23 protein-coding genes and 7 pseudogenes are annotated in these 24,713 nt (G+C 68.9%); 21 read left to right on the top strand and 9 right to left on the bottom strand.

All coding sequences use genetic code 11. From position 1 onward, the window contains the following. The 4 genes and pseudogenes from CV1CTNOD_RS28405 to CV1CTNOD_RS15855 all read left to right on the top strand — a co-directional run. Positions 1-156 (top strand): annotated as a pseudogene (locus CV1CTNOD_RS28405) (transposase); the annotation flags it as partial. A gap of 154 nt (positions 157-310) precedes the next feature. Further along, positions 311-703, top strand: coding sequence for a nucleotidyltransferase domain-containing protein (locus CV1CTNOD_RS15865; protein ID WP_131786843.1), 393 nt, complete (start codon positions 311-313; stop codon positions 701-703). A 3-nt stretch (positions 704-706) separates the two neighbouring features. Next, positions 707-1,129: a type VII toxin-antitoxin system HepT family RNase toxin gene (hepT, locus tag CV1CTNOD_RS15860; protein ID WP_131786842.1), complete on the top strand. Its 423-nt coding sequence runs from the start codon at positions 707-709 to the stop codon at positions 1,127-1,129. Positions 1,130-1,234: 105 nt separating this feature from the next. Then, complete coding sequence (locus CV1CTNOD_RS15855; protein WP_131786841.1) at positions 1,235-1,780, top strand: NADPH-dependent FMN reductase; 546 nt, start codon at positions 1,235-1,237, stop codon at positions 1,778-1,780. Between the two features lie 81 nt (positions 1,781-1,861). Here CV1CTNOD_RS15855 and CV1CTNOD_RS15850 read toward each other — a convergent pair whose 3' ends face one another. The 4 genes from CV1CTNOD_RS15850 to CV1CTNOD_RS15835 form a co-directional block, all read right to left on the bottom strand. Then, a complete protein-coding gene (locus CV1CTNOD_RS15850) occupies positions 1,862-2,413 on the bottom strand; it encodes a hypothetical protein (RefSeq protein ID WP_131786840.1) in 552 nt (183 codons plus the stop codon). A 35-nt stretch (positions 2,414-2,448) separates the two neighbouring features. After that, positions 2,449-4,548: a hypothetical protein gene (locus CV1CTNOD_RS15845; RefSeq protein ID WP_207386478.1), complete on the bottom strand. Its 2,100-nt coding sequence runs from the start codon at positions 4,546-4,548 to the stop codon at positions 2,449-2,451. Continuing rightward, entirely contained in the window at positions 4,541-5,443 is a 903-nt protein-coding gene (locus CV1CTNOD_RS15840) for a 5'-methylthioadenosine/S-adenosylhomocysteine nucleosidase (protein ID WP_131786838.1), read from the bottom strand. Before CV1CTNOD_RS15840 ends, CV1CTNOD_RS15845 begins: the two co-directional genes overlap by 8 nt. A gap of 276 nt (positions 5,444-5,719) precedes the next feature. Continuing rightward, positions 5,720-6,370, bottom strand: coding sequence for an NUDIX hydrolase (locus CV1CTNOD_RS15835; RefSeq protein ID WP_242606737.1), 651 nt, complete (start codon positions 6,368-6,370; stop codon positions 5,720-5,722). A 333-nt stretch (positions 6,371-6,703) separates the two neighbouring features. On the opposite strand from CV1CTNOD_RS15835, the gene CV1CTNOD_RS15825 reads away from it, so the two are divergent. The 5 genes and pseudogenes from CV1CTNOD_RS15825 to CV1CTNOD_RS15805 all read left to right on the top strand — a co-directional run bounded on the left by CV1CTNOD_RS15825 (position 6,704) and on the right by CV1CTNOD_RS15805 (position 9,898). Then, positions 6,704-7,240, top strand: coding sequence for an AAA family ATPase (locus CV1CTNOD_RS15825; RefSeq protein WP_131786837.1), 537 nt, complete (start codon positions 6,704-6,706; stop codon positions 7,238-7,240). 321 nt (positions 7,241-7,561) lie between these two features. After that, entirely contained in the window at positions 7,562-7,798 is a 237-nt protein-coding gene (locus CV1CTNOD_RS15820) for an AbrB/MazE/SpoVT family DNA-binding domain-containing protein (RefSeq protein ID WP_131786847.1), read from the top strand. Continuing rightward, positions 7,795-8,202: pseudogene (locus CV1CTNOD_RS27905) on the top strand (type II toxin-antitoxin system VapC family toxin). The gene CV1CTNOD_RS15820 and the pseudogene CV1CTNOD_RS27905 overlap by 4 nt, the downstream one beginning before the upstream one ends. Before the next feature lie 86 nt (positions 8,203-8,288). Continuing rightward, positions 8,289-8,628 (top strand): annotated as a pseudogene (locus CV1CTNOD_RS28400) (hypothetical protein); the annotation flags it as partial. Between the two features lie 124 nt (positions 8,629-8,752). After that, positions 8,753-9,898 carry a Fic family protein gene (locus tag CV1CTNOD_RS15805; protein WP_131786836.1) on the top strand — a complete coding sequence of 382 codons (1,146 nt, stop codon included), beginning with the start codon at positions 8,753-8,755 and terminating at the stop codon, positions 9,896-9,898. A 321-nt stretch (positions 9,899-10,219) separates the two neighbouring features. On the opposite strand, the pseudogene CV1CTNOD_RS15795 reads toward CV1CTNOD_RS15805, so the two are convergent. After that, positions 10,220-11,182 (bottom strand): annotated as a pseudogene (locus CV1CTNOD_RS15795) (IS5 family transposase). Positions 11,183-11,391: 209 nt separating this feature from the next. On the opposite strand from CV1CTNOD_RS15795, the pseudogene CV1CTNOD_RS15790 reads away from it, so the two are divergent. From CV1CTNOD_RS15790 to CV1CTNOD_RS15750, 9 genes and pseudogenes are all read left to right on the top strand, one after another. After that, positions 11,392-11,634 (top strand): annotated as a pseudogene (locus CV1CTNOD_RS15790) (flavodoxin); the annotation flags it as partial. Positions 11,635-12,005: 371 nt separating this feature from the next. After that, the gene (locus CV1CTNOD_RS15780; protein ID WP_131786835.1) at positions 12,006-12,617 is read left to right on the top strand and encodes an LLM class flavin-dependent oxidoreductase; all 612 of its coding nucleotides are present in this window, start codon (positions 12,006-12,008) and stop codon (positions 12,615-12,617) included. A gap of 15 nt (positions 12,618-12,632) precedes the next feature. Continuing rightward, positions 12,633-12,761 carry a hypothetical protein gene (locus CV1CTNOD_RS27395; protein ID WP_278043921.1) on the top strand — a complete coding sequence of 43 codons (129 nt, stop codon included), beginning with the start codon at positions 12,633-12,635 and terminating at the stop codon, positions 12,759-12,761. 36 nt (positions 12,762-12,797) lie between these two features. Continuing rightward, positions 12,798-13,133, top strand: a complete 336-nt coding sequence (locus tag CV1CTNOD_RS26795; protein ID WP_347402943.1) for a type II toxin-antitoxin system Phd/YefM family antitoxin — start codon at positions 12,798-12,800, stop codon at positions 13,131-13,133. Further along, complete coding sequence (locus CV1CTNOD_RS15765) at positions 13,133-13,549, top strand: type II toxin-antitoxin system VapC family toxin (RefSeq protein WP_131786834.1); 417 nt, start codon at positions 13,133-13,135, stop codon at positions 13,547-13,549. The genes CV1CTNOD_RS26795 and CV1CTNOD_RS15765 overlap by 1 nt, the downstream gene beginning before the upstream one ends. 214 nt (positions 13,550-13,763) lie before the next feature. Continuing rightward, positions 13,764-13,829: pseudogene (locus CV1CTNOD_RS26790) on the top strand (CopG family transcriptional regulator); the annotation flags it as partial. Between the two features lie 136 nt (positions 13,830-13,965). Then, positions 13,966-14,130: pseudogene (locus CV1CTNOD_RS27895) on the top strand (alcohol dehydrogenase); the annotation flags it as partial. A 62-nt stretch (positions 14,131-14,192) separates the two neighbouring features. Next, positions 14,193-14,345, top strand: coding sequence for a hypothetical protein (locus CV1CTNOD_RS26780; protein ID WP_242606739.1), 153 nt, complete (start codon positions 14,193-14,195; stop codon positions 14,343-14,345). A gap of 280 nt (positions 14,346-14,625) precedes the next feature. Continuing rightward, the gene (locus CV1CTNOD_RS15750; RefSeq protein ID WP_347402944.1) at positions 14,626-15,390 is read left to right on the top strand and encodes an SDR family NAD(P)-dependent oxidoreductase; all 765 of its coding nucleotides are present in this window, start codon (positions 14,626-14,628) and stop codon (positions 15,388-15,390) included. Between the two features lie 45 nt (positions 15,391-15,435). On the opposite strand, the gene CV1CTNOD_RS15745 is transcribed toward CV1CTNOD_RS15750, so the two are convergent. The 3 genes from CV1CTNOD_RS15745 to CV1CTNOD_RS15735 form a co-directional block, all read right to left on the bottom strand. Next, positions 15,436-16,539 carry a glutamate ABC transporter substrate-binding protein gene (locus CV1CTNOD_RS15745; protein ID WP_242606732.1) on the bottom strand — a complete coding sequence of 368 codons (1,104 nt, stop codon included), beginning with the start codon at positions 16,537-16,539 and terminating at the stop codon, positions 15,436-15,438. Continuing rightward, entirely contained in the window at positions 16,536-17,894 is a 1,359-nt protein-coding gene (locus tag CV1CTNOD_RS15740) for a hypothetical protein (RefSeq protein ID WP_207386476.1), read from the bottom strand. The genes CV1CTNOD_RS15745 and CV1CTNOD_RS15740 overlap by 4 nt, the downstream gene beginning before the upstream one ends. A gap of 390 nt (positions 17,895-18,284) precedes the next feature. Further along, the gene (locus CV1CTNOD_RS15735) at positions 18,285-20,042 is read right to left on the bottom strand and encodes a protein kinase domain-containing protein (protein ID WP_131786831.1); all 1,758 of its coding nucleotides are present in this window, start codon (positions 20,040-20,042) and stop codon (positions 18,285-18,287) included. Positions 20,043-20,282: 240 nt separating this feature from the next. Here CV1CTNOD_RS15735 and lat point away from each other — a divergent pair, with 240 nt between their 5' ends. Together lat and CV1CTNOD_RS15725 are read left to right on the top strand one after the other, a co-directional pair. Continuing rightward, positions 20,283-21,755, top strand: a complete 1,473-nt coding sequence (lat, locus tag CV1CTNOD_RS15730; protein WP_131786830.1) for an L-lysine 6-transaminase — start codon at positions 20,283-20,285, stop codon at positions 21,753-21,755. An 87-nt stretch (positions 21,756-21,842) separates the two neighbouring features. Further along, entirely contained in the window at positions 21,843-23,453 is a 1,611-nt protein-coding gene (locus tag CV1CTNOD_RS15725; protein WP_131786829.1) for an aldehyde dehydrogenase family protein, read from the top strand. 75 nt (positions 23,454-23,528) lie between these two features. Here the strand turns inward: CV1CTNOD_RS15725 and CV1CTNOD_RS15720 are convergent, their stop codons facing one another. Beyond that, on the bottom strand, positions 23,529-24,083 hold the full coding sequence (locus tag CV1CTNOD_RS15720) for a Uma2 family endonuclease (RefSeq protein WP_131786828.1): 555 nt from the start codon (positions 24,081-24,083) through the stop codon (positions 23,529-23,531). Between the two features lie 249 nt (positions 24,084-24,332). Here CV1CTNOD_RS15720 and CV1CTNOD_RS15715 point away from each other — a divergent pair, with 249 nt between their 5' ends. Beyond that, positions 24,333-24,527, top strand: coding sequence for a hypothetical protein (locus CV1CTNOD_RS15715; RefSeq protein ID WP_131786827.1), 195 nt, complete (start codon positions 24,333-24,335; stop codon positions 24,525-24,527). The last annotated feature ends 186 nt before the right edge of the window (positions 24,528-24,713 follow it).

The raw sequence follows: 24,713 nt of genomic DNA, 5'->3' as shown, positions 1-24,713 counted from the left end.
ACTGTTTCAGACGTATGTCCCGGGTTGCCTGTGGATCTGATGGTGGCCTGCACTTGGCGGAGGCGGACCGGGACGCCGTGGCGGGACGCGCCGGCCCGCTGAGACACCTGACAGACGATCTACGGTCTGTTTCGGAACTGGCAGCGGGACGGCACCTGAGACCGGATCCGGACCCAGCCGCAGGCCCGGGCGGACGCCGAAGGGCCGATTGTCCCGGCCGAGCAGGCCTGCGACCACGTCAACGACGCGGTGCGGCGACGCGGGTGGAAGCCGAGTGCCGCGCGGCCGTTGTGTCTGCGATGATCGGGGAGTGGACGAGACGCTCGTTGCCATCGCGACGCGCGACGCTGTCGCCATGTTGCGTCAGGCAGGCGCCCAGTTCGCCTATCTGCACGGTAGTCACGCCGTCGGGTCTCAGCGGGCGGATTCGGACATCGATGTCGCCGCCTACTTCGGCGGGCCGCAGCCTCCGAGCTCCTTCGACCTACTCCTGCCGCCCGGCGTCGACCTCCTCGTCCTTGACAACGCGCCGCTCGAGCTCGCGGGCAGGGTCGCGGCCGGCGGGCGGCTGCTCTTCGAGGACGACCGGGCCGCACGGGTGCGCTGGGAGGCGATGACCAGAAAGATCTATTTCGACGAACTTCCGCGGATCACGCGGGCGCACCGCGAGTTCGCCGCGGCTCTTCTGGACCGGAGCGTGTAGCCAGTGGTCGACGAGACCCGGGTGCTGCGCCTGCTCCGCGCGATCACCGACGACCTGTGCGTGCTCCGCCGCGAGGCGTACGCCGACGACGAGCGCCGAGCGGACCCGATCTGGCTGCGTGGGGTGAAGTACACCTTCGTGACAGCGATCGAGGCCTGCGTCGACGTCGCGCAGCACATCTGCGCGACGCGGGGCTGGGGTCCGCCGGCGGACAACGGCGACGCAGTCCGTCTCCTTGGCGACCATGGAGCGCTGGCCGCGACGCTCGCACTGTCGCTCCGCAAGGCTGTCGGCTTCAGAAACGTCCTCGTCCACGACTACATCGACGTCAAGGATGAGATCGTCGTTGCTCGACTGAATGCCCTCGACGACCTTGACGAGTTCGTCCGGCAGATAGCGGTGTACGTGTCTGCCGCGGGGGCGTAGCCAGGGCACGCATGATTGCGCCCGGTGGCCGGAGTAGCCGGCGCGGAGCGTGCGTTGGTGGTCGCTGGAGGGTGTTGGTCCCGAGGGCTCGAAGGGGTGTGGCGGGTGGGCGTAGAGACGAGGGTTCTGCTCATCTCCGGCAGCACGCGCGGCGGTTCGACCAATACGGCGGCACTGCGCACCGTACGGGCCATGGCTCCCGAGGGTCTCGTCGCCGAGCTGTACGACGGCCTGGCGGACCTGCCCGCGTTCGTTCCCGGCGACGACGAGCCGGTCCACCCCGCGGTGGCCGAGCTGCGGCGGCGCATCGACGCGGCCGACGTGGTGCTGTTCTGCACGCCGGAGTACGCGGGATCGCTGCCGGGCAGTCTGAAGAACCTGCTCGACTGGACGGTCGGTGGCGGTGAGCTCTACGGCAAGCCGGTCGGCTGGCTCAACGTGGCCGCCGAGGGCCGCGGCGGGGGCGCGGACGCCACGTTGGCGACCGTGCTCGGTTATGTGGGCGCGCGGGTCCTGACGTCAGGCCCGGTCCGCGTCCCGGTGGAACGAGACGCGGTGGGGCCGGACGGGCTGGTCCTCGAGGACCGGGTACGGGATGCCCTGCGCGAGGCGCTCGACCTGATCGTCCGGCACGCCGCCGCGCCAGCCTGACCGCAACCGGGGCGGAGGCCAGCGCGGGACGGCCGCCGACGCGCGGGCGGATGGTTTCTCCGGCCCCCGAGGAACGGCGGTTCACAAAGTCGTGGTCGTTTCGGAGCAGTGCGCGATCTCCACGGCGAGCAGGACGGCCGCGGCGGTCTCGAGAAACGACACAGCCAGGAGCGGCCACGCGGTGGGCGCGGTCAGCGACCAGAACACGCCGAGCGCGCCGACGCTGGAACCGCAGAACAGGGTGAGGTTCACGCCGAGCTGGGCGAGCTTGCGGCGACGGCGGGAGGCATCGCGATAGCGCTCGGTCTCCCAGCCCAGCGACTCGTGCTGTTCCCCCGCGCCCAGCCGCGGGCCGAGCACGCGGCGCAGGTAGCGCCCGATCGCGGACACCTTCTGGTCGTTCACCACATAGGTCCAGCCGAGCAGGAGGCAGACAGGGGGAAGCAGCAACAGGGCGGCCGGGCGTGGCCGCTCGCCGCCGAAGGAAAGCGCGACCACGCCGCCGCAGGCCGCCAGCGTGGCGTAGACGAGATTGTCCCGGACACCGATACGGCCCAGCTGCTCAGCCTTCAGGTGCTCGTACTCCGCGAGGTCCACCTCGGCGGTGCGACTACTCGAAGGGTTCTCACTCATCGGTCCTGTCTCGCTTTCGTCCCGTCGAGGCGCGGTCAGTCGAACAGGCTGTGGGCCCAGCGCTCACGGTGTTCCAGGTCGCGGCGAATCCAGTCACCGCCCTCGGAGGCCACCGACTCGAGAATGCGCAGCACGCTCTCGAAGCCCGAGTCGTCGAGGACGAGGCTGGTGAAGTCCCCGCCCTCGTCGTCGAGGGTGACGTCGCTGTCCGGCAGGCGGTACGCCTCCCGCACCGACACGGCCTCCTCGCCGTTGACGAGCCGTAGCGAGAAGGTGACCGCCTTGAGCCGCTCTCGGCGGACCGGCTCCCCTTTCCCCGCCCGTACACCGCGTGCCCCTTTCTCCTCGGCGTCCGCGCATGCCACGTTCACGTAGCTGAAATGACTGCGCCGCTCGTCGAGCACGTCGCCGGTATGGAAATCGAGCGTCGCGGTCACCTCCTGCACCCCGCTGTAGGTCAGCAGGAAGACCCGCACGAGGTACGCCGAGTAGCGCACTGGCCGGCCCAGGACACGCTGCTCTCGCGCACCCGTGGCACGCTCGGTCATGACGACGTGCGTGACGACCTCGTCCTGGGTGAGACCGGCCCGCTCGATGGCGTCAAACCGCAGGTGCGCCTTGTCCATTGCCAACCAGCGGGCCATCTCGTCGTCACTCGGCCGGTCTTCGAGCAGCTTCCGCCAGTGCGCCAGCCCCTCTTGGTCCGCGACGAGCACGCGCTGTTCGGCGCGTGCTCGCAGGTCGATCGCGTGGCGGAGCACGGCCAGCCGCTGGCCCAGGACGGCGGTCCACGCCTCGCCGATACCGAGCAACAGCGCAGCGGGCAGCTGTCCGAGGGCGACCAGTGCGCCGAGCGTGGCCGCCGAGGCCACCGTGCCGAGCCACAGCCGGCCGCGCGGGCTCGCTGTCTCGGCCGGGTCCGACTCCGGCTCGTCGGCGTCGGGTGACTGCCAGGCTGCACCGGGCCGTGTCGCGGCCCGGTGCGCGTACCAGTGCGCCAGCCAGGCCACGGCGTCCGCCGGGCGTCGCGAGTTGCCGTACTGCGCGATGAGTCGCTCCTTGAGATAGGCCCGCACCTCGACGGTCTGCTCCGACCAGATCCCGCGGCGGTGCGGGCGGGCCTTGGCGAACTGCTCCTCTACGACGCGACACATGTCGGTGGCCAGCTGCTTCGGCACCCAGTGCCCGGGGGACCTCGGCTCCCGCAACGTCCGCAGCCGTCGCGCTTCGTGCTCCTGAGACGCCTCGAAGAGCTGGCGCGCCGCCGGGACCACGCCGAACGCCGTCAGCAGCCGGGTGATGGTCAGAATGACCCCGAGAACCGGGATCGCGACCCACCACCGGTCCACCGCGAGCAGGACCGCGCCGGCCAGGAGGAACAGCGCGCCGCCGGCGAACGGCCGCCAGCCGGGCGGCCTCGCGTCCAGCGCCGGAAGCGGGTAGGGCCTGGGCTCCAGGGGCTCGGGCTCGAAGAACTTCCAGGTGCGCGCCGCCCGGTTGTCCTCCACCTTCGCCGCGAGAACCCGCTCGCGCACGCCTTCCTCGAGGCACTCCCTGGCCCGGCCGCTCGCGATCAGCGCGAGGTTCTGGCGGATCTCGTCCTGCCGCTCGACGGGAACCTTCGCGAACGCCTGGAGGTCGCCCCATTGGGTGTCCCACGCGGTCGCGTCGGATGCCGCGTCCTCAGCCGCCTTGCGGGGCAGGCACCGCAGCAGGACCATCACCACGTCCAGCGCCTCGCACCAAGGGTCGCCGGCGTGCGGCGAACAGAATTCCCAGGATTTCCTGATCTTCTCGATCAACTCCTTGTCGATTTCATAGAAAGACCGGCCGCCGAGGACGGACAGCGCATAATAGTAGGCGATCTCGGTGGTGGGCTGCCGGTCCCACATGAGTTCGTCAAGAATCGGCTCGGCCGCTCGCGGCGACTCGTTGGTAAGATAGTTGACCGCGCGTCGCAGTCGATCCTCGGGCGGTTCCCCGTTATTGAAGTAGTTTGCGCCGAACGAGTTCGACACGGAGCCATAGTTGTCGCCCATCTGGGCGCCGACCTGAGCGTGGTCCCGCGCCTCGTTCCTGTTCTCTCGGTAATACGGCCGTTCCGGCCCGTCGGAGCCTTGTTCGTCGTCATTCACTGTCGGGCGCCCCGGCCCACGTCGTGCGGATGTCGCCGTAGTTGACGCCGGTCTGGGTGCCGACCTGGCCGCCGTTGTTGATGTTGGTGTTGTGGGACGCCACAGGGGGTGTCGGCCGCCGGCCGCCGGCCGTTCTTCCCGCGGCCTCGCCTCGCTCGTCGACGGCCGCGGCGAGCGCGATGGCGAACGCGGCGGCGTTCGCGGCGGCCAGTTGCTGCCCGCCGCGACTGTCCGTCGCGCTCTTCGTGCCATCCGCCCGGTCGCTGATGCCGCGGATCGTCGCCATCGACACTCGGCTGTGCAGATGGCTTGCCTGCGCGAACCCGGAACTCTCCATCTCGATCGCGACGGCGTCGTTGTGGTGTCGACGCAGTTGCTCGGCTATCCAGGAGGTCCTCGAGTTCAGTACGACGTCACCGGCGGCGACCGCCTCGAAATGCACGGCGGGCGCCGGCCGGCCCGCCGCGCCGGGCAGTCCGGCACACCAGCGCGGGTCACGCGGCAGCCTGCGGGCCACCTGCTCCACCTCGTGGGAGACCTGCCAGGCGTTCGGCCGGACGAGGAACTCGTTATCCTCGCTGCGGCCGCCCTGATAAGCGTGAATCTTGGTCGCCACGACGACGTCGCCGATCTCCAGCCAGTCCCGCAACCCGCCGGCGACGCCCACGAAGAAGATCGCCGTCGGGGCGAACTCGGTCAGCGCTCGCTCCGTCAATGCCGCCGCCGTCAGCGCTCCGGCGCCGAGAACGCCGAGTGCGACCGACCGGCCGGGATGGCCCGTCGGTTCGCCGACGTCGAAGATGGTCCCGCCGGTGCACGTACGCGGCTCGGCGGCAGGCAGATGATCTCGGATCGCGCTGTACTCGGCGTTCAGCGCGGTCAGGAGAACAATCATGAGTGGCTCCTCGCGAAGGTGACCAGGTGCGGAAAGAACCGGCCACGTGCTGGCGGCGGCGAGATTCGGCGACAATGTTGGCAGGGCAAACGAAGGCTCGACCGGTGGGGTAAAAACGTCGCGGCAGCGTGACGGCCTTTCGGGCAGGTGCTGAACTCGGCAGCGGACGGCCGTCGAAAGTTCGTCGGCCGTGCCCTCTTCGTGACCAGACTATGTTCGTGTCATCTCGACATCAAGTCTCGAAGCGAAATTTTTTCAGGTACGGGCCGATACTTGTCAGGAAGCAGGTGCCGAGGGTCGCATCATCGGCGGGACAAGCGCGGTCGCGGGGCCGGCGCGATAGAGCGTGGCGGGGCGGCCGTTGCCGGTGGGCCGCTTGCGTCCGGTCGGGACGAGGAACCCCGGCGAGTCTGTGACCTTGCGATGAAAATTTGGTTTGTCCAGACTGACGCCCCAGACGGCCTCGAACACCTCGCGGAGCTCGGCGATGGTGAACTCGCGCTGACAGAACGCGGGCGCGATCGCGCGGAACTGGAGCTGGTCGCGGGCGAGCTCGACCGCGTCGGCGAGGATCTGGTTGTGATCGAACGCGAGGCGTAGTTCGCGCGTTTCGGCGACCGGTGACCAGCGCGCCGTTCGGGCGTCGGAGCCGGCCCGCGGCGACGGCAGGTTCGGCGCGATGGCCAGATAGGCGCAGGTGATGACCCGAGGGGTCCGCGGATCCCGGTCGGGCGCGGAGTAGAGCTCTACCTGCTCGAGGTGCAGAGACCCAGCCTCTACGCCGGTCTCCTCGGCCAGTTCGCGCCGCGCGGTCTCGTCCAGGCTTTCTAGGCGCTGGTGGCCGCGAGGTCGGGGCTGGGGAGGCGTGAGCTGAGCGCCGCGGCGCCGAGCCGACCTGATGGGCAGCAGTGTGACCAGGCGGCGCACGCGATTTTCCGCAAGTTCTGCGACCAGATCTACTACCCCTGCCTCGAGGCGACCATCGGTCGGCCATACGCGCTCTACGTCCACGGGAACAGCGACACGACCGGCGCGGTCCGCGGCGTCGAGACGATCACGACGGGTCTGAAATGGAAGCGTCTGCGCGACCCGCTCACCGTCCTCGGCGAGGTGGACACGACCGCCCGCGACGCCTGCTGGGAGCTTGGGGCGACTGTCGCTGCCAGCTTGATGCCCGATGTGTAGTCCAGCGCTCCTGGGCGTGTCGTGGCTCGCCATCTGGCGAAGACTGGGGCTTCGACATCTTGTAGCCTCGCCGTGGTGGATGGCGCGGATCTTCTCCCGGACCTCGTTGGGACAGAGCGCGGTCTCGTGGTGATGATGTGCGGCCTGCCTGGCTCGGGCAAGAGCACGTATGCGCGGGCCCTTGAGCGCCGCGGCTATGTCCGACTGTCGATCGACGAGGTTGTGTGGGTATGGACCGGCCGCGATGCGGCTGAACTCGACCCCGCAGAGTACGAGCATCTCAGGTCGACCGCCGAGCAGCGACTGTGGGGCGATCTGGTCCGTTTGATGAAGGCGAGGGTTCCGACAGTCATCGACTACAGCTTCTGGAACCGGGGCACCCGTGATCAATACAAGACCGCGATCGAGAGACACGGATGTCGATGGGAGCTTGTCTTCCTGCCGGCCGATCTGGCGACGCTCCGGCGTCGATTGGCGATCCGCAACCAGCGGAACGACGCGAACAGCGTCACCGTCTCCGACGAACTTCTGGCATGCTACTCCGCCAACTTCCAGGAGCCTGTGGGCGAGGGGGAGCGTGTTATCTTTCAGCTCGGCGTCCAGGCGGACTGAGGCCGATCTCCTGCGGGTTCGCGAGCAGTCGCCACGTGCGGGAGACCGCCATCAGTGCGAAGGCAATGATGGCGTTGAGCGCGGGCCAGGCCAAGGACGCAGACGAGGGCTGGGGCGCCGAGCACGCCCGTGACCGTGGCCCGGGCGTCATGGCTATGGAGGACCGGCCGCGGCCTCGTCCCCGCCGTCACCGCGCGGATGCGGACGCCGGGGTCGCGATCACCTCGCCGGACTTGTGGTGGCGATGTTCCAGACCTGGAGGAACATCGCGCCATGGCGGGCGAAGCCTCCGGCGATGGGATCAAGATGGTGTCGTTTCCCATGGAAGCCGTTGTCGATCAGGCAGGTCGGATCGTGCTGCCCAAGTTTCTCCGCGAGGCGCTGGGCCTGCTCCCGGGGACGAAGGTAGATATCTCGCCCTATGGTGCCGGTGTCCAGATCGTGCCTACCGGCAGGACCGCACGTCTTGTCGAAGAGGACGGCGTGCTCGTGTCGGCCGGCGCTACGCCCGTCGACGACGACATCCTGTTCGGCCTCATCGGCGCGGGTCGCAGGTGACTATTGCGGTCGACACGAGTGTCGCGGTTCCGCTCCTGGTGCGTTCGCACACGCATCACATGGACGTGGTGCAATGGTGGTGGGCGGGACCTTGTGCTGAGTGGGCATGCGCTGGCGGAGACCTATTCGGTACTCACTAGAATGCCTGGCGACGCGAGACTGTCCGGGCCGGACGCCGCGCGTCTGCTCGACGCGCGGTTCACGGTACCGCTGACGTTGGGCGGCTCGCATGCGTAGAAGGTTCACATGACGTTGAGTCGCGTTGGTATTGTTGGGGGCGCCGTCTATGACGGGCTGGTGGCTTTGGCCGCCAAGGAGCATGGTCTGGCCCTCGCGACGAGGGACGCTCGCGCGGGCGGGGGACCTATGACGCGGTTGGAGTCAAGGTCATTGTTGTCGCCTGAGGTGGCTCGTGACTCCGAGCGCGTTTCGCTCCTCGATTCTCACGGACGCGCCGCGTAGTCACTTGATGTAGCCGACTTTCCGGTAGTTCTGCGACACCATTTACTATCCGTGTCTAGGCGCTACGGTGGGTTGTCCGTATGTCCTGTACGTCCACGGGAACAACGACACGACGGGAGCCGTGCGCGCCGTGGAGTCGATCACGACCGGCCTGCGCTGGAAGCGCCTGCGTGATCCGGTGACCGCCCGCCGCTCACGTTATCCTGATCTGACCACCTGGATACCGGGCGTCCCTCGGTCGGTACGCCTGCAGTTGGCCGAGGGGGTTGTCGGTCCAAGTCCGCCGCGGTGATTGCCCCCCGGACGCCGTGGCCCGCGAAGCCTGCTGGGAACTCGGCGCGACGACGGCGGCATGTCTGGTGATGTAGGCCGAGCTCTCAGGAGCGAGGTTCCTCCCGTGATCGCGCCCTATCTCCACGTCAGCGAGGCTGCCGGAAGCAGGCCCTGCGGCGAAGCTGATGGTCCATGCGACGATGCGCGTAGCATCATCGCATGCTGTTCCGCCTCCCTGAGATCGACGATGCTGACGGCCAGGTGCTGGCCGGGCTGGAGCGGCTCCGCGCGGACCTGCGTCACCAGGTCGCTGAACCGAGGCGGTGGCTCGGACAGTTGCGCCGGAGCCTCATTGCGGGGGCGATCAGGGGCTCGAACACGATCGAGGGCTTCACGGTCGGCGTCGCGGATGCCGAGGCGGCGGCTGCGGGTGAGGAGATGCCAACACCTCACGACCGGCAGACCCGGGATGCGATCGCCGGCTATACGGACGCGTTGACCTATGTGCAGCAGGCGGCCCGGTTCGAGGTCTTCTCGTACCACCCGATGCTGCTGTCAGTCCTGCATTTCACGATGTTGCGCAGTGAGCTGGAGCGATCGCCTGGACGCTACCGGTTGGGGCCGATCTGGGTCGCTGGCTCGCCGGACAATCCTCCCGTGTATACGGGGCCGGATGCGGCGCTGCTGCCGGATCTGGTGGAGGAGTTGTGCGGGTGGCTCCAGAACGGCGACCTCGACGCGCCCGCCGTCGTCCGTGCCGCGATGGCGCATCTGAACCTGGTCAGTATCCACCCATGGCGGGACGGAAATGGGCGGATGTCACGCTGCCTGCACATTCTCGTGCTTGCCCGGGAGTTGATTCTGGCGCCCGAGTTCTCCAGCATCGAGGAATGGCTCGGATCGTCGCCGTACAACACCGCCATGTACTACGCGGCGCTCGGAGAGGCCCAGGGCGGCAGTTACCAGCCGGACCGAGACGCCCACGGGTGGGTGCGTTTCTGTCTGCGGGCACACCACCTACAGGCCCAGACGGTTGAGCGGCGACTCGAGACAGCGCGGGAGATCTGGCGTGTTCTCGCTGACCAGGTCGCGGCCGCGGGTCTGGGGGAGAGGGCGGTCGCCGCGCTGTACGCGGCGACTCGCCCGGATGGGGTCCGGCGTGTCACCTATGCCCGCGACGAGGGTCTGACTCGTGATCAGGCGGTCCGTGACCTGCAGGGGCTCAAGAAGGCTGGGCTGATCGAGGAGGTCGGACATGGCCGGACGCAGCGCTATCTCGCGGTGGGGCCGGCGGCGCAGGCTGAGCGGTCGGTACGGAACGAGCACGCCGGCCGACCGCTACGCGACCCGTACGGTAGTCCGTGAGGGTGGAGGACCAGGCGCTACAGCGTGGCCACGGGTTGCGCGCACATGCGTCTGCGTCGGGTCTGAGAACGGTTCATCGCGCCGAACCACCTCGGACAGCGGTAGCGTCCGCATGGACCAGGAATCCAGTTCGTCCGCAGTCCTGTATCGACCGGCTACCGACCGCGATGCCCGGAGACGGGTCGACAACATTCGCACTGCTCGCGAGCGGGTTCACGCTGCGGGACGTCCGTTCCTTCCTCCCCTTCCTCGATCGGCCGCTGCCCGACTAGGGCGTGTATTTGGTTGTGATCAAGGGGTGGTCTGCGTGAGCTCCTTGATCTAGATCATCGAGGCGCGAAGATGGAGACCGGCGAGGTAGCTTTCCGATGTCTTGTCGTAGCGAGTGGCGATGCCTCGCCAGGCCTTCAGCTTGTTGATCAGACGCTCGACGGTGTTCCGTTCCTGGTAGAGGCCGGCGTCGTGGCGGACGGGCCGCCCACCCCTGCGGCCCTTCCTCGTCCGGTGGGCGACCTGGTCGGTCTTTTCCGGGATGACCGCGGTGATGTGGCGTCTGCGCAGGTAGGCGCGGTTGCCGCGGGACGAGTACGCCTTGTCCCCGGCGACCGCGTCGGGTCGGGTGCGGGGACGACCGGCGGGCCCGGGGGCCCGTGCCGTCGTCAGCACGGGGATGACCTGCGGGCTGTCCGCGGCCTGCCCCGCGGTCAGGACGAACGCCAGCGGCCGGCAGTTGCGGTCGGCGGCGAGGTGGACCTTGCTGGTCTGCCCGCCCCGCGACCGCCCCAGCAGGGCGGCTGTCAGCCGGAGCCTGTGCCGACGCCGGCGACGCCGGCGTTCTTCCCGCCCGGGGTCGTTTCCGGCGTTCTGCCCGTCGTGTCCGTCCGGGCCGCCCCCTTGTGCCGGGCCTTCCCCTCTTCCTCGGCAGCGGCCTTCTCCAGGGCGGTGATCACATCCCCGTCCCAGGTGCATCCCGGCAACGTCGTGATGGGCCCGGGCGGTGGTGGAGTCCACGCCGACCAGGGACACGTCCACCGCACCCCGCGTCCCGGCCTCGGCGATCAGGCCCTCCAGCAGGGCGTCGAAGACACCGGCGTCCCGCCACTGCCGGAACCGGTTGGACACCGTCGGCCAGGCCCCGAACTCCCGCGGCATCTCCCGCCACTGCCCGCCCGTCCGGAACCGCCAGACCACACCCTCGAACTGCCAGCGCAGCCGCTGCGGGTACGGGCCGAACCCGCCGATCGGCAGGTAGGGCTCGATGAACGCCCACTCCTCGTCCGTCAGTGCGGCGGAGCCCGTTCCGTACGAGGACGACAACGAGGGCGACGAACTGGCCAGCGGTCTCTGAGGGGCGCAGACCCGGACGCCGCCGCGGACCATGCGGTTCCGCGTCGACGCCGCCCGACCGGCCTGCCTGCTGGTCGGGCGGGCGGCGGCTGAGGGCCCGACAGGAATGTCGCCAAGAGTGAAACACTCGTGACCAGGGTTCGGCACATTTCTGCGACCAGATCTACTACCCGTGCCTGGACGCGACGGTGGGCCGTCCGTATGCGCTGTACGTGCATGGCAACAGCGACACGATCGGCGCGGTCCGGGCGGTCGAGTCGATCGCGACCGGCCTGCGCTGGAAGCGCCTGCGTGCCCCGGTGACTGTCATCGGGGCAGTGGACGCCGCCGCCCGGGAAGCCTGCTGGGAACTCGGCGCGACGACCGCCGCCTGCCTGGCGCCGAACTGATCCGCGCGGTGGGATGTCGCGGCGCAGGGTCCCCTCGTCCTGGGCCTGCTGCGCGATCCGTTCGAGCAGGTCGTTGAGCTCGCCTTCCAGCCGCGACCGATCCGGGTTGATCGGCGTGCTGCCGGACAACGAATTGATCAGCGCCAGTGGCAACCCGACGCAGTGCTCCACGATCCGAAGCAGAACAAGCCACCGTGACATGTCCCGAGCGACCTCGGCCCTACTGAACGCCAGAAGCTGGCGGAGGGCGTCGGCCGCGATGCACTCCAGCAGCGCCTGCCGATCGGAGAAATGACGGTAGAGAGTGCCGGTGCCGAGCTGAGCCGCACGGGAGATCTCCTCCATCGACACGTTCGCCCCGCGCGCCGTGAATCGAAGGGCAGTTCGGGTGCTCGTACGAGCGACCCGCCCGACACATCCGTGAGTACCTGACGGCGCTGCGGCCCCTACTGCGCGGCGAATACGTTGAATACCGTGGGCAGACCCTCACCGCGGTGGGGCAGTCCGCCGCGCCCGGCGCCACCCCACCCTCCGTACTCGTCTCGGCGGTTGGGCCGGCGATGCTGCGGATCGCCGGCGAACTTGCCGACGGCACGGTGACGGTATGGACGACCCCGGAGACCGTGGCGGACTACATCGGACCTACGCTCACCCGGGCTGCCTCGGCCGCGGGACGGCCGGTTCCCCGCATCGTGGCGACAGTCGTCGCGAGTGTCACCGCCGACGTGGGCGGCGTCCGCCAGCAGGTTGCCGACCAGATGGGGTTCGCGGCCCAGTTTGCGAGCTACCGGTCGATGTTCGACCGTCAGCGCATGTCCGGACTGCACGAGACGGTTGTGGCGGGGGACGAGACGGCTGTGGCGCGGGCGGTCCGGCGGTACGCGGCGGCCGGAGTGACGGAATTGCTGGTAAGCCCGGTCGGCAGCGAGAAAGATGTGATGCGGACCATCGGTCTGCTCGCCTCCGTGCGCGACGAGACGTAACCGGGGCTCCACACCGTGAGGGCCACCGGCCCGCGGTGGAAGCGCTTACGCGACCCGGTCATCGTCATCGGAGGAGTGGATGCCGCCGCCCGCGATGCCTGCTGGGAACTCGGCGCGATGACGGCTGCGAGCCTGACGACGTAGCGGGTCCGACGCCGGCTGTCGGTCCTGGACGATGCGATGTCCATCCTGCGCTGTACATGTAGTAACATCTGGTCCATGACAGCGGCGGCCAGTCATGAGCCCACACGCGTGGGCATGCGTGAACTCTCTCAGCGGACCGCGCGTGTTCTTGCGCTGGTTCGTGCTGGGGAGACGGTCGAGGTCACTGACCGAGGTAGGACGGTGGCGCGAATCGTACCGGCGGCCGACGACCGCTATGAGCAGTTGGTGGCAGCGGGGGTGATTCGCCCTGCCAGGCGTCCGTTCGATCTGGCGCATCTGCCGGAGCCTGCGCCCAATCCGACTGGACGTAGCTCCGACGAATGGCTCGCTGATCTGCGCGGCGAAGGTTGATGGCGAGTCGGGTCTATCTTGATACCTCGGCTGTAGCGAAGCTCTTTGTCGCCGAGAAGGAGTCGTCGGATCTGCGGCGGTGGCTGGCGAGCCACCCGGAGCCGCCGATGTTCGTCTCGTCGGCGTTGCTGGGGGTCGAGCTGGCTCGGCTACTCGGCTTGGTGAACCCTGCCATGGTCGACGCCGCGAACTCGTTTCTCGCTGCCGATATCGACATCGTAGAGATCACACCACCGGTGCTCGGCGACGCTGCCAGCGTGCCACCGCCGCGGTTGCGCACCCTGGACGCGATTCATCTGGCGACGGCATTGGATCTCAGGAACTCGCTGGACGTGATGCTGACGTACGACAAGGTCCTTGCCGAAGCGGCGCGTACTGCCGGGCTGGCCGTAGCGTGCCCTGGCGCGGCTTATTGACCAGGCGACGTACTCCCGGGCGGCCGGACGCAGCGTTACGTCGCGGCGGGCCCGGCGGCGCAGGCCGAACAGTCGATCCGGGGGGCGCACGCCAGGCAGCCGCTACGCGACCCATACGGCGGCCGGTAGGACCATACGGTGGCCGGCAGAAGCGGTGATCGTTTATCGTCCGGCGGTGCGATGTTCTTGGTATCGGACCGGTATCGTCGTTGACATGGCCCTGACGGTGCGCACCGACGAGGAACTGGAGCACGCCCTGACGGTCCTGGCGGCCAGCGAGGGTGTCTCCCGGCAGGAGATCATCCGGCGTGCCGTCCTGGAGCGCTACGAGCGGGCCGGCCATACTGCCCGGGTGCGCGACAGCGCGAATCGGATGATCGACCAGTGGGGGATGTGCTCGCCCGTCTGGGCACCGTGTGAGTCCTGTCGAGTACCTGGATCTGGAGGATCTGCTCACCCTGGTACGCGGCCTCGGTACCGGTCCGGTGCGGGACGTAGGCCTGCTCGACGCGGCGGCGGCCCGGGCACGGTCGAGCGCGTTCGGTCAGGACGCCTATCCGACCCTCGCGTTGAAGGCCGCCGCGCTCCTGCATTTGGTTGCCGGCAGTCACCCTCTGGTCGACGGCAACAAGCGTTTGGCCTGTTGGCGGCGGTGGTGTTCCTCGAGGTCAACCGGCATGCGACCGGCCTTTCCGACGACGAGGCGTTCGGCCTCGTCATGGACGTCGCGCGAGGCGTGGCGGAAGTCGAGAAGATCGCCGATCGGCTGCGCGTCGTGGCGTTGGACGGCGGTTGACCGCCGCGGTTACCCAGACCACGTCAGATGGCTCACGACGCCAGGAGGCCGTCGCAACGTTCTCCCCGTCCGAGTGCTTGTAGAACCGTGGTTGTCATAACCGTACTTATGACAGGTCCGGGCCTGCGGCTTCCCGCGCCGTCCGGGCACGGATCCCCGGCCCGGGCACGGCTCCCGGCCCTGACAGGTGACAATGGCGGTCGTGCCCGCTGACACGTCCGACACGGCTTCCGCGCCCGGTTCCTCCGGTTCCCTCGATCCTGCCGCTTCTGCGCGGCCCCTGGCAGCCCCCACCGGTGCCCGGGGGCTGGCGGTGGTCACCGGTGCCAGCAGCGGCATCGGTGCCGCCACCGCGCGGGCGCTCGCGGAGGCGGGTTTCGACGTTCTGCTCGGCGCGCGCCGCGCCGACCGGCTGGCGGCGGTCGCGGCCGGGATCGGGCCGGCTGCCCGTACCCGCCTCCTGGACGTCACCGACCCCGCGTCGGTCCAGGCGTTCGCGGCCGGTGTCGCTTCCTGCGAGGTCGTGGTGTGCAACGCGGGAGGCGCACTCGGGCTGGCCCCGGTGGCAGAGGCGGACGAGACCGAGGAGGCGAGATGGCGGTGGATGTGGGAGGCCAACGTCGCCGGTGTCGCCCGGACCGTGCGGGCCTTTCTCCCCGCCCTGGTTGCTTCTGGTAACGGCCGTATCGTCGTGGTCACGAGCGTCGCAGGTCATCAGGTCTACCCGGGCGGGGGCGGTTACACTGCGGCCAAGCACGCTGCGGCGGCGGTTGCCCAGACGTTGCGTCTGGAACTGCTCGGCCGGCCGGTCCGGGTTATCGAGATCGCCCCCGGCATGGTGGACACCGAGTTCTCCCTCGTGCGCTTCGACGGGGACGCCGAGCGGGCCGAGGCGGTCTACGCCGGTACCATTCCCCTCACCGCCGACGACGTCGCCGAGGCCGTCACCTGGGCGGTCACCCGCCCGCCCCACGTGACCATCGCCCGGATGGATCTCTTCCCGCGCGACCAGGCATCCGCCCGCGACATCCACCGCCGGGTGTGACGCTGCCAACCGAAGATCTCGGAGTTTGCCGATACAGGACGGCCGTCAGTGCGGCCAGTTCGCATTCTTCGCCAGTGGGCTGTCGGTGGAGCCGAGCTCCGCACCGAGCCATCGGTCATAGATCTGCTTCCAGCGCCCGCCCTGCATGACGTTTCGCAGAACCCCGTTGACGAAGGCGACGAACTGGTCGTCGGAAACCGTGTTGCCGGTCATCCGCATCGCGACCCCGTACGGCTCCTCAAGCGTGCGGAGCTCATTGCCCAGAGCATGGTCGAAGGCGGCTGGGAGCACCTCGGTGTAGGGGTCCTGAGACGCCATACCGGCGAGGATCACGTCATCGGTCGCGATCGCGTCGACCTGCCCGGTCTGGAAAGCGACGAGGCAGTTGGCGGTGCGTTCCATGGCGACCAGGGCCGGAGCGGGTTGGGGCAGGTTCTTCAGTTTTGCCAGGGAGGTGCTTCCGGTCGTGGAGCACACGTGGAAACCGGCGAGATCCTCGATGCGGGTGAAACCTGCGTTCCTCCGGACGAGTAGACGCAGCCCCGACTCGTAGTAGACACCGGAGAAGCGCAGCTTCTGTTTGCGCTCGCATGTGATTGTCATTATCGCCACGACAATGTCCACGTCACCGCGACTGATTACGTTGATTCGGTCGTCGATCGTCACGGCCTGGAATCGGACCCGGCCGTCCGCGGTCCCGAAGAGTGCCTTCGCGATTTCCTTGGCGATGTCGACGTCGAAGCCCTCGAGTTCGAGCTTCTGCCAGTTCATGGAACCGAAGGGTGGGACGTCCGTGCTGATTCCGACCCGCAGATATCCCCGGTCGACGATCGCCGCCATCGCTGAACCGGGTGGCATCTGCCCGGGAACGGGCATGGGGTTGGCCGGGTCGACGCTCGCCCGGACCGGCCGGCCGTCCGCGCAGGTGTCCGGTGCCGCGGTGGGTGCGGCGGTCCCGGAGGGCGAGGGCGCCGTCATGGCACCGGGTATGGCGGACGGCTGCGACGTACTGTTGGAAAGCGGTTTCGCCTCCGGGGGAAGGGGGCTGTCCGTGGTGGCGCAGCCCGTCACCGCCACCGTGATGCCGAGAAGGATCGCCGTGACCCAGCGACACGCGGCCCCGCGGCGCCGGCGGATCCGCGCGTTCATGGCTGGTACTCCCTGTACAGCCGCCAAAGACCGGCCAGGCTGAATATAGTACTTAAGAGCATGATGCAGAAGGTGAACCATTTGAATATGTTCAACGGCGACAGTGACGCCGATATCCCGTTTTCGAAGTGACTTTGCCTCTTGTCCAGGAGGTCGGCCAGCTTTTCGTCGAACTGGTTGAACGCATTGGCCGATGGCCCGACCGTCAGGCGCGTCGCCTCGGTGAAGGAGTCCTTCCCGCCCGGCTCCGACGGTTTCCTGAGGAGTTCGACGACTTTCGATCGGGTATTCAACCACGTCCGCAGGTCGTCGGTCAGGGCCGGCGGAACGTCTCCCGGCGCGAGCCGGTCGAGCGACGTTGTCAGGGATCCCCGGCTTTCTCCCGGACGGGGGCCACGGGGATTGCCGGCGGAATCGTACCCGAGGGCCTTCACCGCCTGGTCGAACCCCTCGTCATAGGCCCGCCCGTTTCCGAGGGAGACCAGCGCCAGGTTCTCGTCGGCGCGGGCCTGTAGCGCGAGCACCCTGGACTGGGCCAGCATGGTCATGACGTCATATCCGCTGTCCCGGGCCCGGACGAGACGGGATTGCTGGGCGGAGAAGGCCCAGGCGGTCCACCCCGCGACGACGACCAGGAGCAGACTTCCGGTGATGAGCCAGAGGTTGAAGACCCGGTGGGTGAACCGGGCGAGGGCGACCTGTAAAACGACCAGGATGAGGCCGGACAGGCAGAGCATGACCGTGATGCCGAGTTCGCCGAGCCCGCGCGTGGCCTGCCGGAACGCCCTGTCGAGTTCGCCGGCGCCGAGGGCGACAAGCCTGTCCGTAACAGGGATCATTTCGGTCCGCATCAGTTCCGACGCCTTGCGCAGGTACGCTTCACCGACAGCGTTTCCGACCCGGTTGTTCGCCCGTGCGCGCTCCACCATGCCGGCGTACACGGGTGTCTGCCGCCCCAGATCGTCGAGAAGGTTTCCCGCGCACGCGGGGGCGGTCGGTCCCGCGGCCCGCGGCGGACACGCCGTGGGGTTCAACTGTCGCAGTCTCAGCACTCCCTCGACGGCCACAGCAAGGTTGTCGTCGACGTCGTCCTGCGTTCTGGCCTCGTCGGCATAGGTCTGCCGGGCCGCCGCTTCCTGCCGCCCGCCTTTGTCGAGCTCCACGTGCTCGAACACCAGTGACGCCGCGGCGGCGTCGGCCTTCGACAGGGCTGCCCGCACCTGCTGGGCCCCAACGACGAACGCACCCGCCTGATCCCTGGCATTCCGCATGGCGTCGATACGGGAGGCGATCAGAAACAGGAGAAGCAGGGTCGACGCAACGAGTACGAGGGTGACCGCTACGGCGGCGCACACGAGCCGCCGCGGTGTATCCGCCCACGCGCGGGCCGCGGCCACAAAACCCGCCGAGGGTGCCGTCCCGCGATCCGGGGATGTCCCGGAGGGCGCGGGGGAAGGGGGCAACGGGACAAAAGGAGGCCGCTTCTCGGTGCTGCTGCTCACTGCTTCGGCCACTGGCCGGCGGCCGTCATCCGAACGTCCCGTGCCGACCATGCGGAGATACCCGTCATGGCCGATATGATAGGAGAATTGTCGGGGCGAGCCGGCACCCGGCCGTTTCCGTTTCCCGTTTCTCCCGGGCACGGGCAGCTCGACGGCGGACGTGGTGACCGGCACGTGCGGCGCGCACTGGCCGACAGCCGCGCACCAGTGGACAGCCGCGCACCAGCGGAGAGAAACGTCTGATCAGCGGCGGCTGCCGTGGGCGGCCGGGTCGCTCGGTGGGATCGTCGAGGGATCCACGTTCAGCTTTGTCCCGTCCCAACGGAACGTCACGTCGGCATTTCCCCCGGATGGGCAGCACACCTTGTCCGAGGGTTCGTACAGGTTGTAGCGCAGCACGGCGGACGTTTCCCGCGCGGCCGCGACGCTGATGCCGGCGCTCGGCTCGGCGAAATCCTTACCGATCATCTCAGTGCCGACGAAGAAGAACCCGAACTGCTGGGGGACGTTCGGGGAGTCCGCTTTCCGGCCGATCAGGACGTTGAGGGTCTGCCCCCGCGTGAAGCCGGAACTGTCGGTCACGGTGAAGCCGCGCTCGTTGAGCATGTTCGACGCCTCGGCAAGGGTGAGGTGCCCAGGCGTCGTGCTCGCTGTCGGTGTGCCCGTGCGCGAGACCCGGGGCGTGGGGGTGGCGGTCCGGACGCTGCTCGGGCCTGTCGTGGGGTTGCGGTGGGTAGCTGGCGTCTTGCTTGGGTTCGCGATCTGCCGGTACGACGGTGACGGCGCGCTGTTCTGCGCGGTGAGTCGGGAGTCCCGCTCGTGCAGCGCGATGGCGGTGGCCACGCCACCGAGGGCGGCTATTGCCAGCAGCGCCGCCACCACCGTGGCGAGCCGGCCGCGGCGGCGGGGCCGTGCCGGGCCGGTCGGCGCAGGGCTGTGCGCCTGTGCGGGGCCGTGGTGCTGGGCGGGGCGGCGGGTAGCCGGCGTCTGGTCCCACCGCGGCTGGTAGGACTCCGCCTGCCAGCGTTCGGATGGCACCTGCTGGTAGGACGGCTGGTGGGCGTGGACCGACGGCCCGGACGCGGATTGTGGCGCAGCTTGTGGCGCGGATTGCGCTGCGGTGGGCGGGGGCGTCAGCGACCACCACTGGGCCAGGGCGGTCTCGGTCGCCCGGACGGATTCGCCCGCGTCGGCGACGTCGTGCCCGACGAGCCGCGCGACGAGGTGCGCGGCGGTCGGGCGCCACGCCGGGTCCTTGTCGAGCGCGGCTGCCAGCACCGGGGCGAGGTGGGCGGGGATGCCGGCCAGGTCGGGCTCGGCGGTCATGATCTGTACGGCGACCGCCTCGGGCCGTTCACCGGCAAACGGCTGGCGGCCGGTGGCGGCGAACGCCATGCAGGCGCCCCAGGCGAAGATGTCGGCACCAGGGCCGGCACGCTCGCCCCGCAGCTGCTCGGGGGCCATCCAGACCAGGGTGCCGATCAGGGTGCCGGTGCGGGTGTGGTTGGTCGAGTCGGCCGCTCGCGCGATCCCGAAGTCGATGACCTTCGGGCCTTCCCAGGTGACCAGGATGTTGGACGGCTTGAGGTCGCGGTGGACCACACCGGCGGCGTGTACCGCGACCAGGGCGTCGGCGAGCCCGACCGCCAGTCCGTCGAGCAGGTGCCCGGTGAAGGGTCCGCGCTGTGCCACCGCGTCGGTCAGGCTGCGACCTTCGACGTATTCGGTCGCCATCCACGGGCGCGGGCCGTCGAGGTCGGCGTCGAGGACGGCGGCCACGCTTCCGCCACGCACCCGTCGGGCGGCGGCCACCTCGGTGCGGAAGCGGCTGCGGAACTCCGGGTCGTCGGCGAGACCGGGCGAGGGCACCTTGACCGCCGCCGGATGATCGTCCTTGCTGAACCCGAGGTAGACGGTGCCCATGCCGCCGGCGCCGATCCGGCTCTGTAAGCGGTACGGCCCGATCTGTCGCGGATCGTCGCTGGCCAGTGGCTGGAGCACGCTTCCCCCTTCGGACGCCGTCCATCTGCCGGATCGGCGGCTGGCGCACCTGATTCTCTCTGATGCTCATCGGCTACTGGCGGCACGGTGCGGTCCGCGTCGGTAATTCGACACTCTCGACGTAGGGCGGGAAAATTTATCTAGATCTCAGGTATTCGATCGAGTATATTGACGATCTACGGGTATCAACAGAAAGTTTTCTCCATCCTCTGCGAGTCCTGCACGGAAAGGGGAAACAGGATGCCGATCACGTCCGCCGCGGCTGCCGCACCGACGCCGACGGTTGCGCCCGTCCGGGACCGGGCCGACGCCGCCACCGCCGCCACCACCACCACGACCCCTCATGCGCACGCCTACACGGCCGCTCGCACGATCACCAGCACGACAATCGCGCCGCACGACGTTCTCGAGGTGCTCGGCCGCCACGTCATCACCGACGGGTTCGGTCTTGTCCTCGACGTCGAGCGCAGCCGTGGCAGCTGGCTCGTGGACGCCCGTGACGGCCGGCGTTACCTGGATCTCTACAGCTTCTTCGCGTCCGCGCCACTGGGGATAAACCCGCCGGAGCTGACCGGTGACGCCGGCTTCCTCGCCGAGCTCGCCGCCGCGGCGGTGAACAAACCGGCCAACCCCGACATCGCCACCGCCGCCTACGCCGGATTCGTCGAAGTGTTCGCGCGTGTTCTCGGCGACCCGGAACTACCCCACCTCTTCTTCGTCGAAGGCGGGGCGCTCGCCGTCGAGAACGCGCTGAAGTGCGCCTTCGACTGGAAAAGCCGCCACAACACCCAGGCCGGTAGGTCCGGGTCGCTCGGGACCCGAGTGCTGCACCTGCGGCATGCCTTTCACGGCCGCAGCGGGTACACCCTGTCGGTGACCAACACAGATCCGGTCAAGACCGACCGGTTCCCCACCTTCGACTGGCCCCGTATCGACACGCCGTCGGTCACTTTTCCGCTGGATGCGCGCGGCCTGGCCGACCTCGCCGAGGCCGAGGCGGCCGCGCTGGCCCAGGCCGAGGCCGCGTTCGCCCGCCATCCCCACGACATCGCCTGCTTCCTGGCCGAGCCGATCCAGAGCGAGGGCGGCGACAATCACCTGCGGGCGCGGTTCCTTGCGGCGATGGAACACCTCTGCCACGCCCACGACGCATTGTTCGTCCTCGACGAGGTGCAGACCGGGGTGGGACTGACCGGTTCGGCCTGGGCCTACCAGCAGTTGGGCCTGCGTCCGGACGTTGTCGCCTTCGGCAAGAAGGTGCAGCTCGGCGGGGTGATGGCCGGCCGGCGGGTGAACGAGGTGGCCGACAACGTCTTCCGGGTCCCCGGGCGGATCAACTCGACCTGGGGTGGCGGCCTGGTCGACATGGTCCGTTCCCGGCGCATGCTCGAGGTCATGGAGGCGGACGGATTGTTCGCACGCGCGGGCGACCTGGGCCGTGACCTGCTCGCAGGCTTGGTCGAACTCGCCGGCAGGTATCCGTCACGGGTCTCCAACCCCCGCGGACGCGGGTTGCTGTGCGCGATCGACCTCCCCTCGGCGCAGTGCCGGGATGACGTGGTGCGCCGGATGCGCACCGAGGAAAGTGTTCTGGTGCTGCCCGCGGGCGTCCGCGCACTGCGGTTCCGGCCCGCGCTGACCGTGTCCGCGGCCGAGCTGGAACTCGGTGTGGACGCCCTCGACCGGGTCCTGGCCGGCGTCCCGACCAGGTGATCCGATCCTGGTCAGGTGATTCGAGCCCGACCGGATGATCGCCTGAATGATCGAGAAAATGATCGACTGGATGATGAGGTCGTCGACATGAAGATTCCTCAGGCACCGCCTCGCCCGGCCGTCCCGCCGCGTCGGGTGGAAGCACTGATCGGTGACGGCGCCGGGTCCGCCGACCGCAGGCGGGAAGCGGCCCGTACCCTGACCCGCTCGACGAACCCCGCGCACCTCGACGAAGTGGTCGCCGAGGTCCTGCTCGCCGGCCCCGCCGACCTGCTGGACGCCTGTGCCGTCGCACGGGCGGCCCAGCCCGACTGGGCGGACGTGCCCGCGCCGGTCCGCGGAACCGTGATCGCGAACCTGGGACGTCTCGTCGAGGTCAACGCCGAGGCGCTGGCGCGGCTGGTGACGCGCGAGGTCGGCAAGCCACTGGCCGAGGCCCGCGGTGAGGTGCAGGAGGTCGTCGACACCTGCCGCTTCTTCCTCGGAGAGGGCCGGCGCCTCTACGGCGAGACCGTGCCGTCGGAGATGCCCGACAAGCAGTTGTTCACCTTCCGGGAACCGGTGGGCGTCATGGTGGCGATCACCGCCGGGAACTTTCCGGTGGCGGTGCCGTCCTGGTACATCGTCCCGGCGTTGCTGTGCGGCAACACCGTCGTATGGAAGCCGGCGGTCTACTCGGCCGCGTGCGCGCAGGCGTTCACCGAGCTGATCCTGCGCGCCGGGGTACCCCACGGCGTGGTGGGGCTCGTCCCGGCCGAGGGCGTGGAGACGTTCACCGGCCTGGAACGGGCCCTGGACGCCCGGCTCGTCGACAAGGTCGGGTTCACGGGTTCGACCGAGGTCGGGAAGATGATCGGCGAGCTGTGCGGGCGGCATCTGCAGACCCCCTGCCTGGAGCTGGGCGGGAAGAACCCGATGGTCGTCGCGCCCGACGCGGACCTCGACGCGGCTGTCGCCGGCGCGGTGTTCTCCGGGTTCGCCAGCGCCGGGCAGCGGTGCACCTCACTGGGGACGGCGATCGTGCACACCTCGGTGCACGACGAGTTCCTCCGCCGGCTGGTGGCCGCGGTCGAGGATGCCCGGATCGGTGACCCCTTCGCCGACGTCCTGTACGGGCCCCTGCTCGACCTGCGTTTCGCCGCCGGCTTCGAACACACCCTTGGACTGATCCGTGATCACCATCGGGTCGCGGGATCCTTGGCGCTCGGGCGGGTGGACGCGGCCCGTCCGCGTCGCGGCTTCGTGGGGGATCCCGGAAACGGACTGTACTACCACCCGGTGATCCTCGACGGCGTCCGGCCCGGCGACGAGGTGTTCAGGGAGGAGACGTTCGGCCCGATCATCGGGGTGACGACCTACCGGGAGCTGGACGAGGCGGTGGCACTCGCGAACGCTCCCGGGTACGGCCTGTCCGCGTCGATCTACACGAACGATCCACGGACGGTCTTCCGGTTCCGTCGGGGGATCGGTGCTGGCATGGTCAGCGTGAACAACTCGACGTCCGGAGCCGAGGCGCATCTGCCCTTCGGGGGCAACGGCCGCTCCGGCAACGGCTCCCGCCAGTCCGGACGCTGGGTGCTCGACCAGGTCACCCGCTGGCAGGCGGTCAACTGGGACTATTCCGGCCACCTGCAGAAGGCCCAGATGGACACGGCGATCCCCACCGCCGACCTCACCTTTCGCCTCCCACCCGGTTAGCCCGCTTTTCACCCGGTTGCCTGCCCGCTTCCTGCTCGGCCGGCGGTGCAGGCGACGAGGTGCCGGCTCGTGCGGTCAGCGTGCCCAGCGGGGGAGCAGCGCGGCGAGGTTGAGGTCGACCGGGAACGGCTCGGTGACGGTGAGTCGTTCCCCGCTGCCGGCCGCTACGTAGGCGTCACCGTGACCGTGCTGGTAGATCGTCACCCGCGACGGTGCCGGCTCTATGCGCCAGTAGTACGGGATCCCGAACTGGGCGTAGAGCGCCGGCTTGGTGGTGCGGTCCTCGACATGGTTGCCCGGGGACTCGATCTCGATCGCGACGATGACCTCGGCGGGGGCGAACCAGTGCCGCGCGGGCTCGTCGCTGCGGATCAGCATGAGATCGGGGATGCGGGTGAGCTGCCGGCCGAACCGGATATCCACGGCCATCGCCACCGCGAACGGTTCCGGCGTGACATCCTCGAGCGCGGCGAAGAGCCGGGCGCTCAGCGCCTGGTGCAGGTTGGAGGGGGACGGTGACACGCTGAGTGCTCCATCGGTCAGTTCATAGCGATAGTTGCTGACCGGCAGCTCATCGAGGTCGTCGGTGGTCCAGCCACCCGGAGGAATCGCGATCAGCGGTTCGCTCATCGGTGCGTCCTCCCATCCGTTCCGGTGATTCAACTCTACCTACAGCAGGCTCACGATGCGTGAAGCCGTTGTATCGCTCGCGTATCACCCTCGTGCATGATTATTATCACTCCGCACCCCTGTATCCTCCCGGATACCGGTTCAATATCTTTTGTAACCGGGTGTCGGTGGGATGCCGACATGTCCGTTGTGTCATCACCGTCGGCCGGTTCCACGTGTTGGTCACGGTCGGGGAGGGGAGTATCACCAATGGCCGAGCATGATGAATTGGTTCAGCCGGAGTCGCTGTGGCCGAGTCAGCGGGTGCCGGAGGGGGACGTCGATGACGGCCTGGACGCCGCGTCCGAGCCGTGGAGAATCCCGCGTTCGGTCGCGAACCCCACCCGTCTTCGGTTCGGATCGCCACGGGAGTCGGTGTCGGTCAGCCTGTCCGGCAGCGTCTGAGCGCCTGAAGGTCCGGCAGCTCCTGGTGCCTGAGGGCCCGGGAGGCCCACGTCCGGCGGACCGCGCAGCTCTGTCCTAAGCGGTCTGTCACAGGGCGGACGATCCGTCATCACGCAGGATTGCGTACGTTCACGTAAGTCGTATGACGCGGCGCGGGCCGTGGCACCGAACGAGTCGGTGCCACGG

The organism is Protofrankia symbiont of Coriaria ruscifolia (genome assembly GCF_900634745.1).
Lineage (GTDB): Bacteria > Actinomycetota > Actinomycetes > Frankiales > Frankiaceae > Protofrankia > Protofrankia californiensis.
Note: the sequence above shows the minus strand (reverse complement) of the source record. Positions and strands in the feature narration are given on the sequence as shown.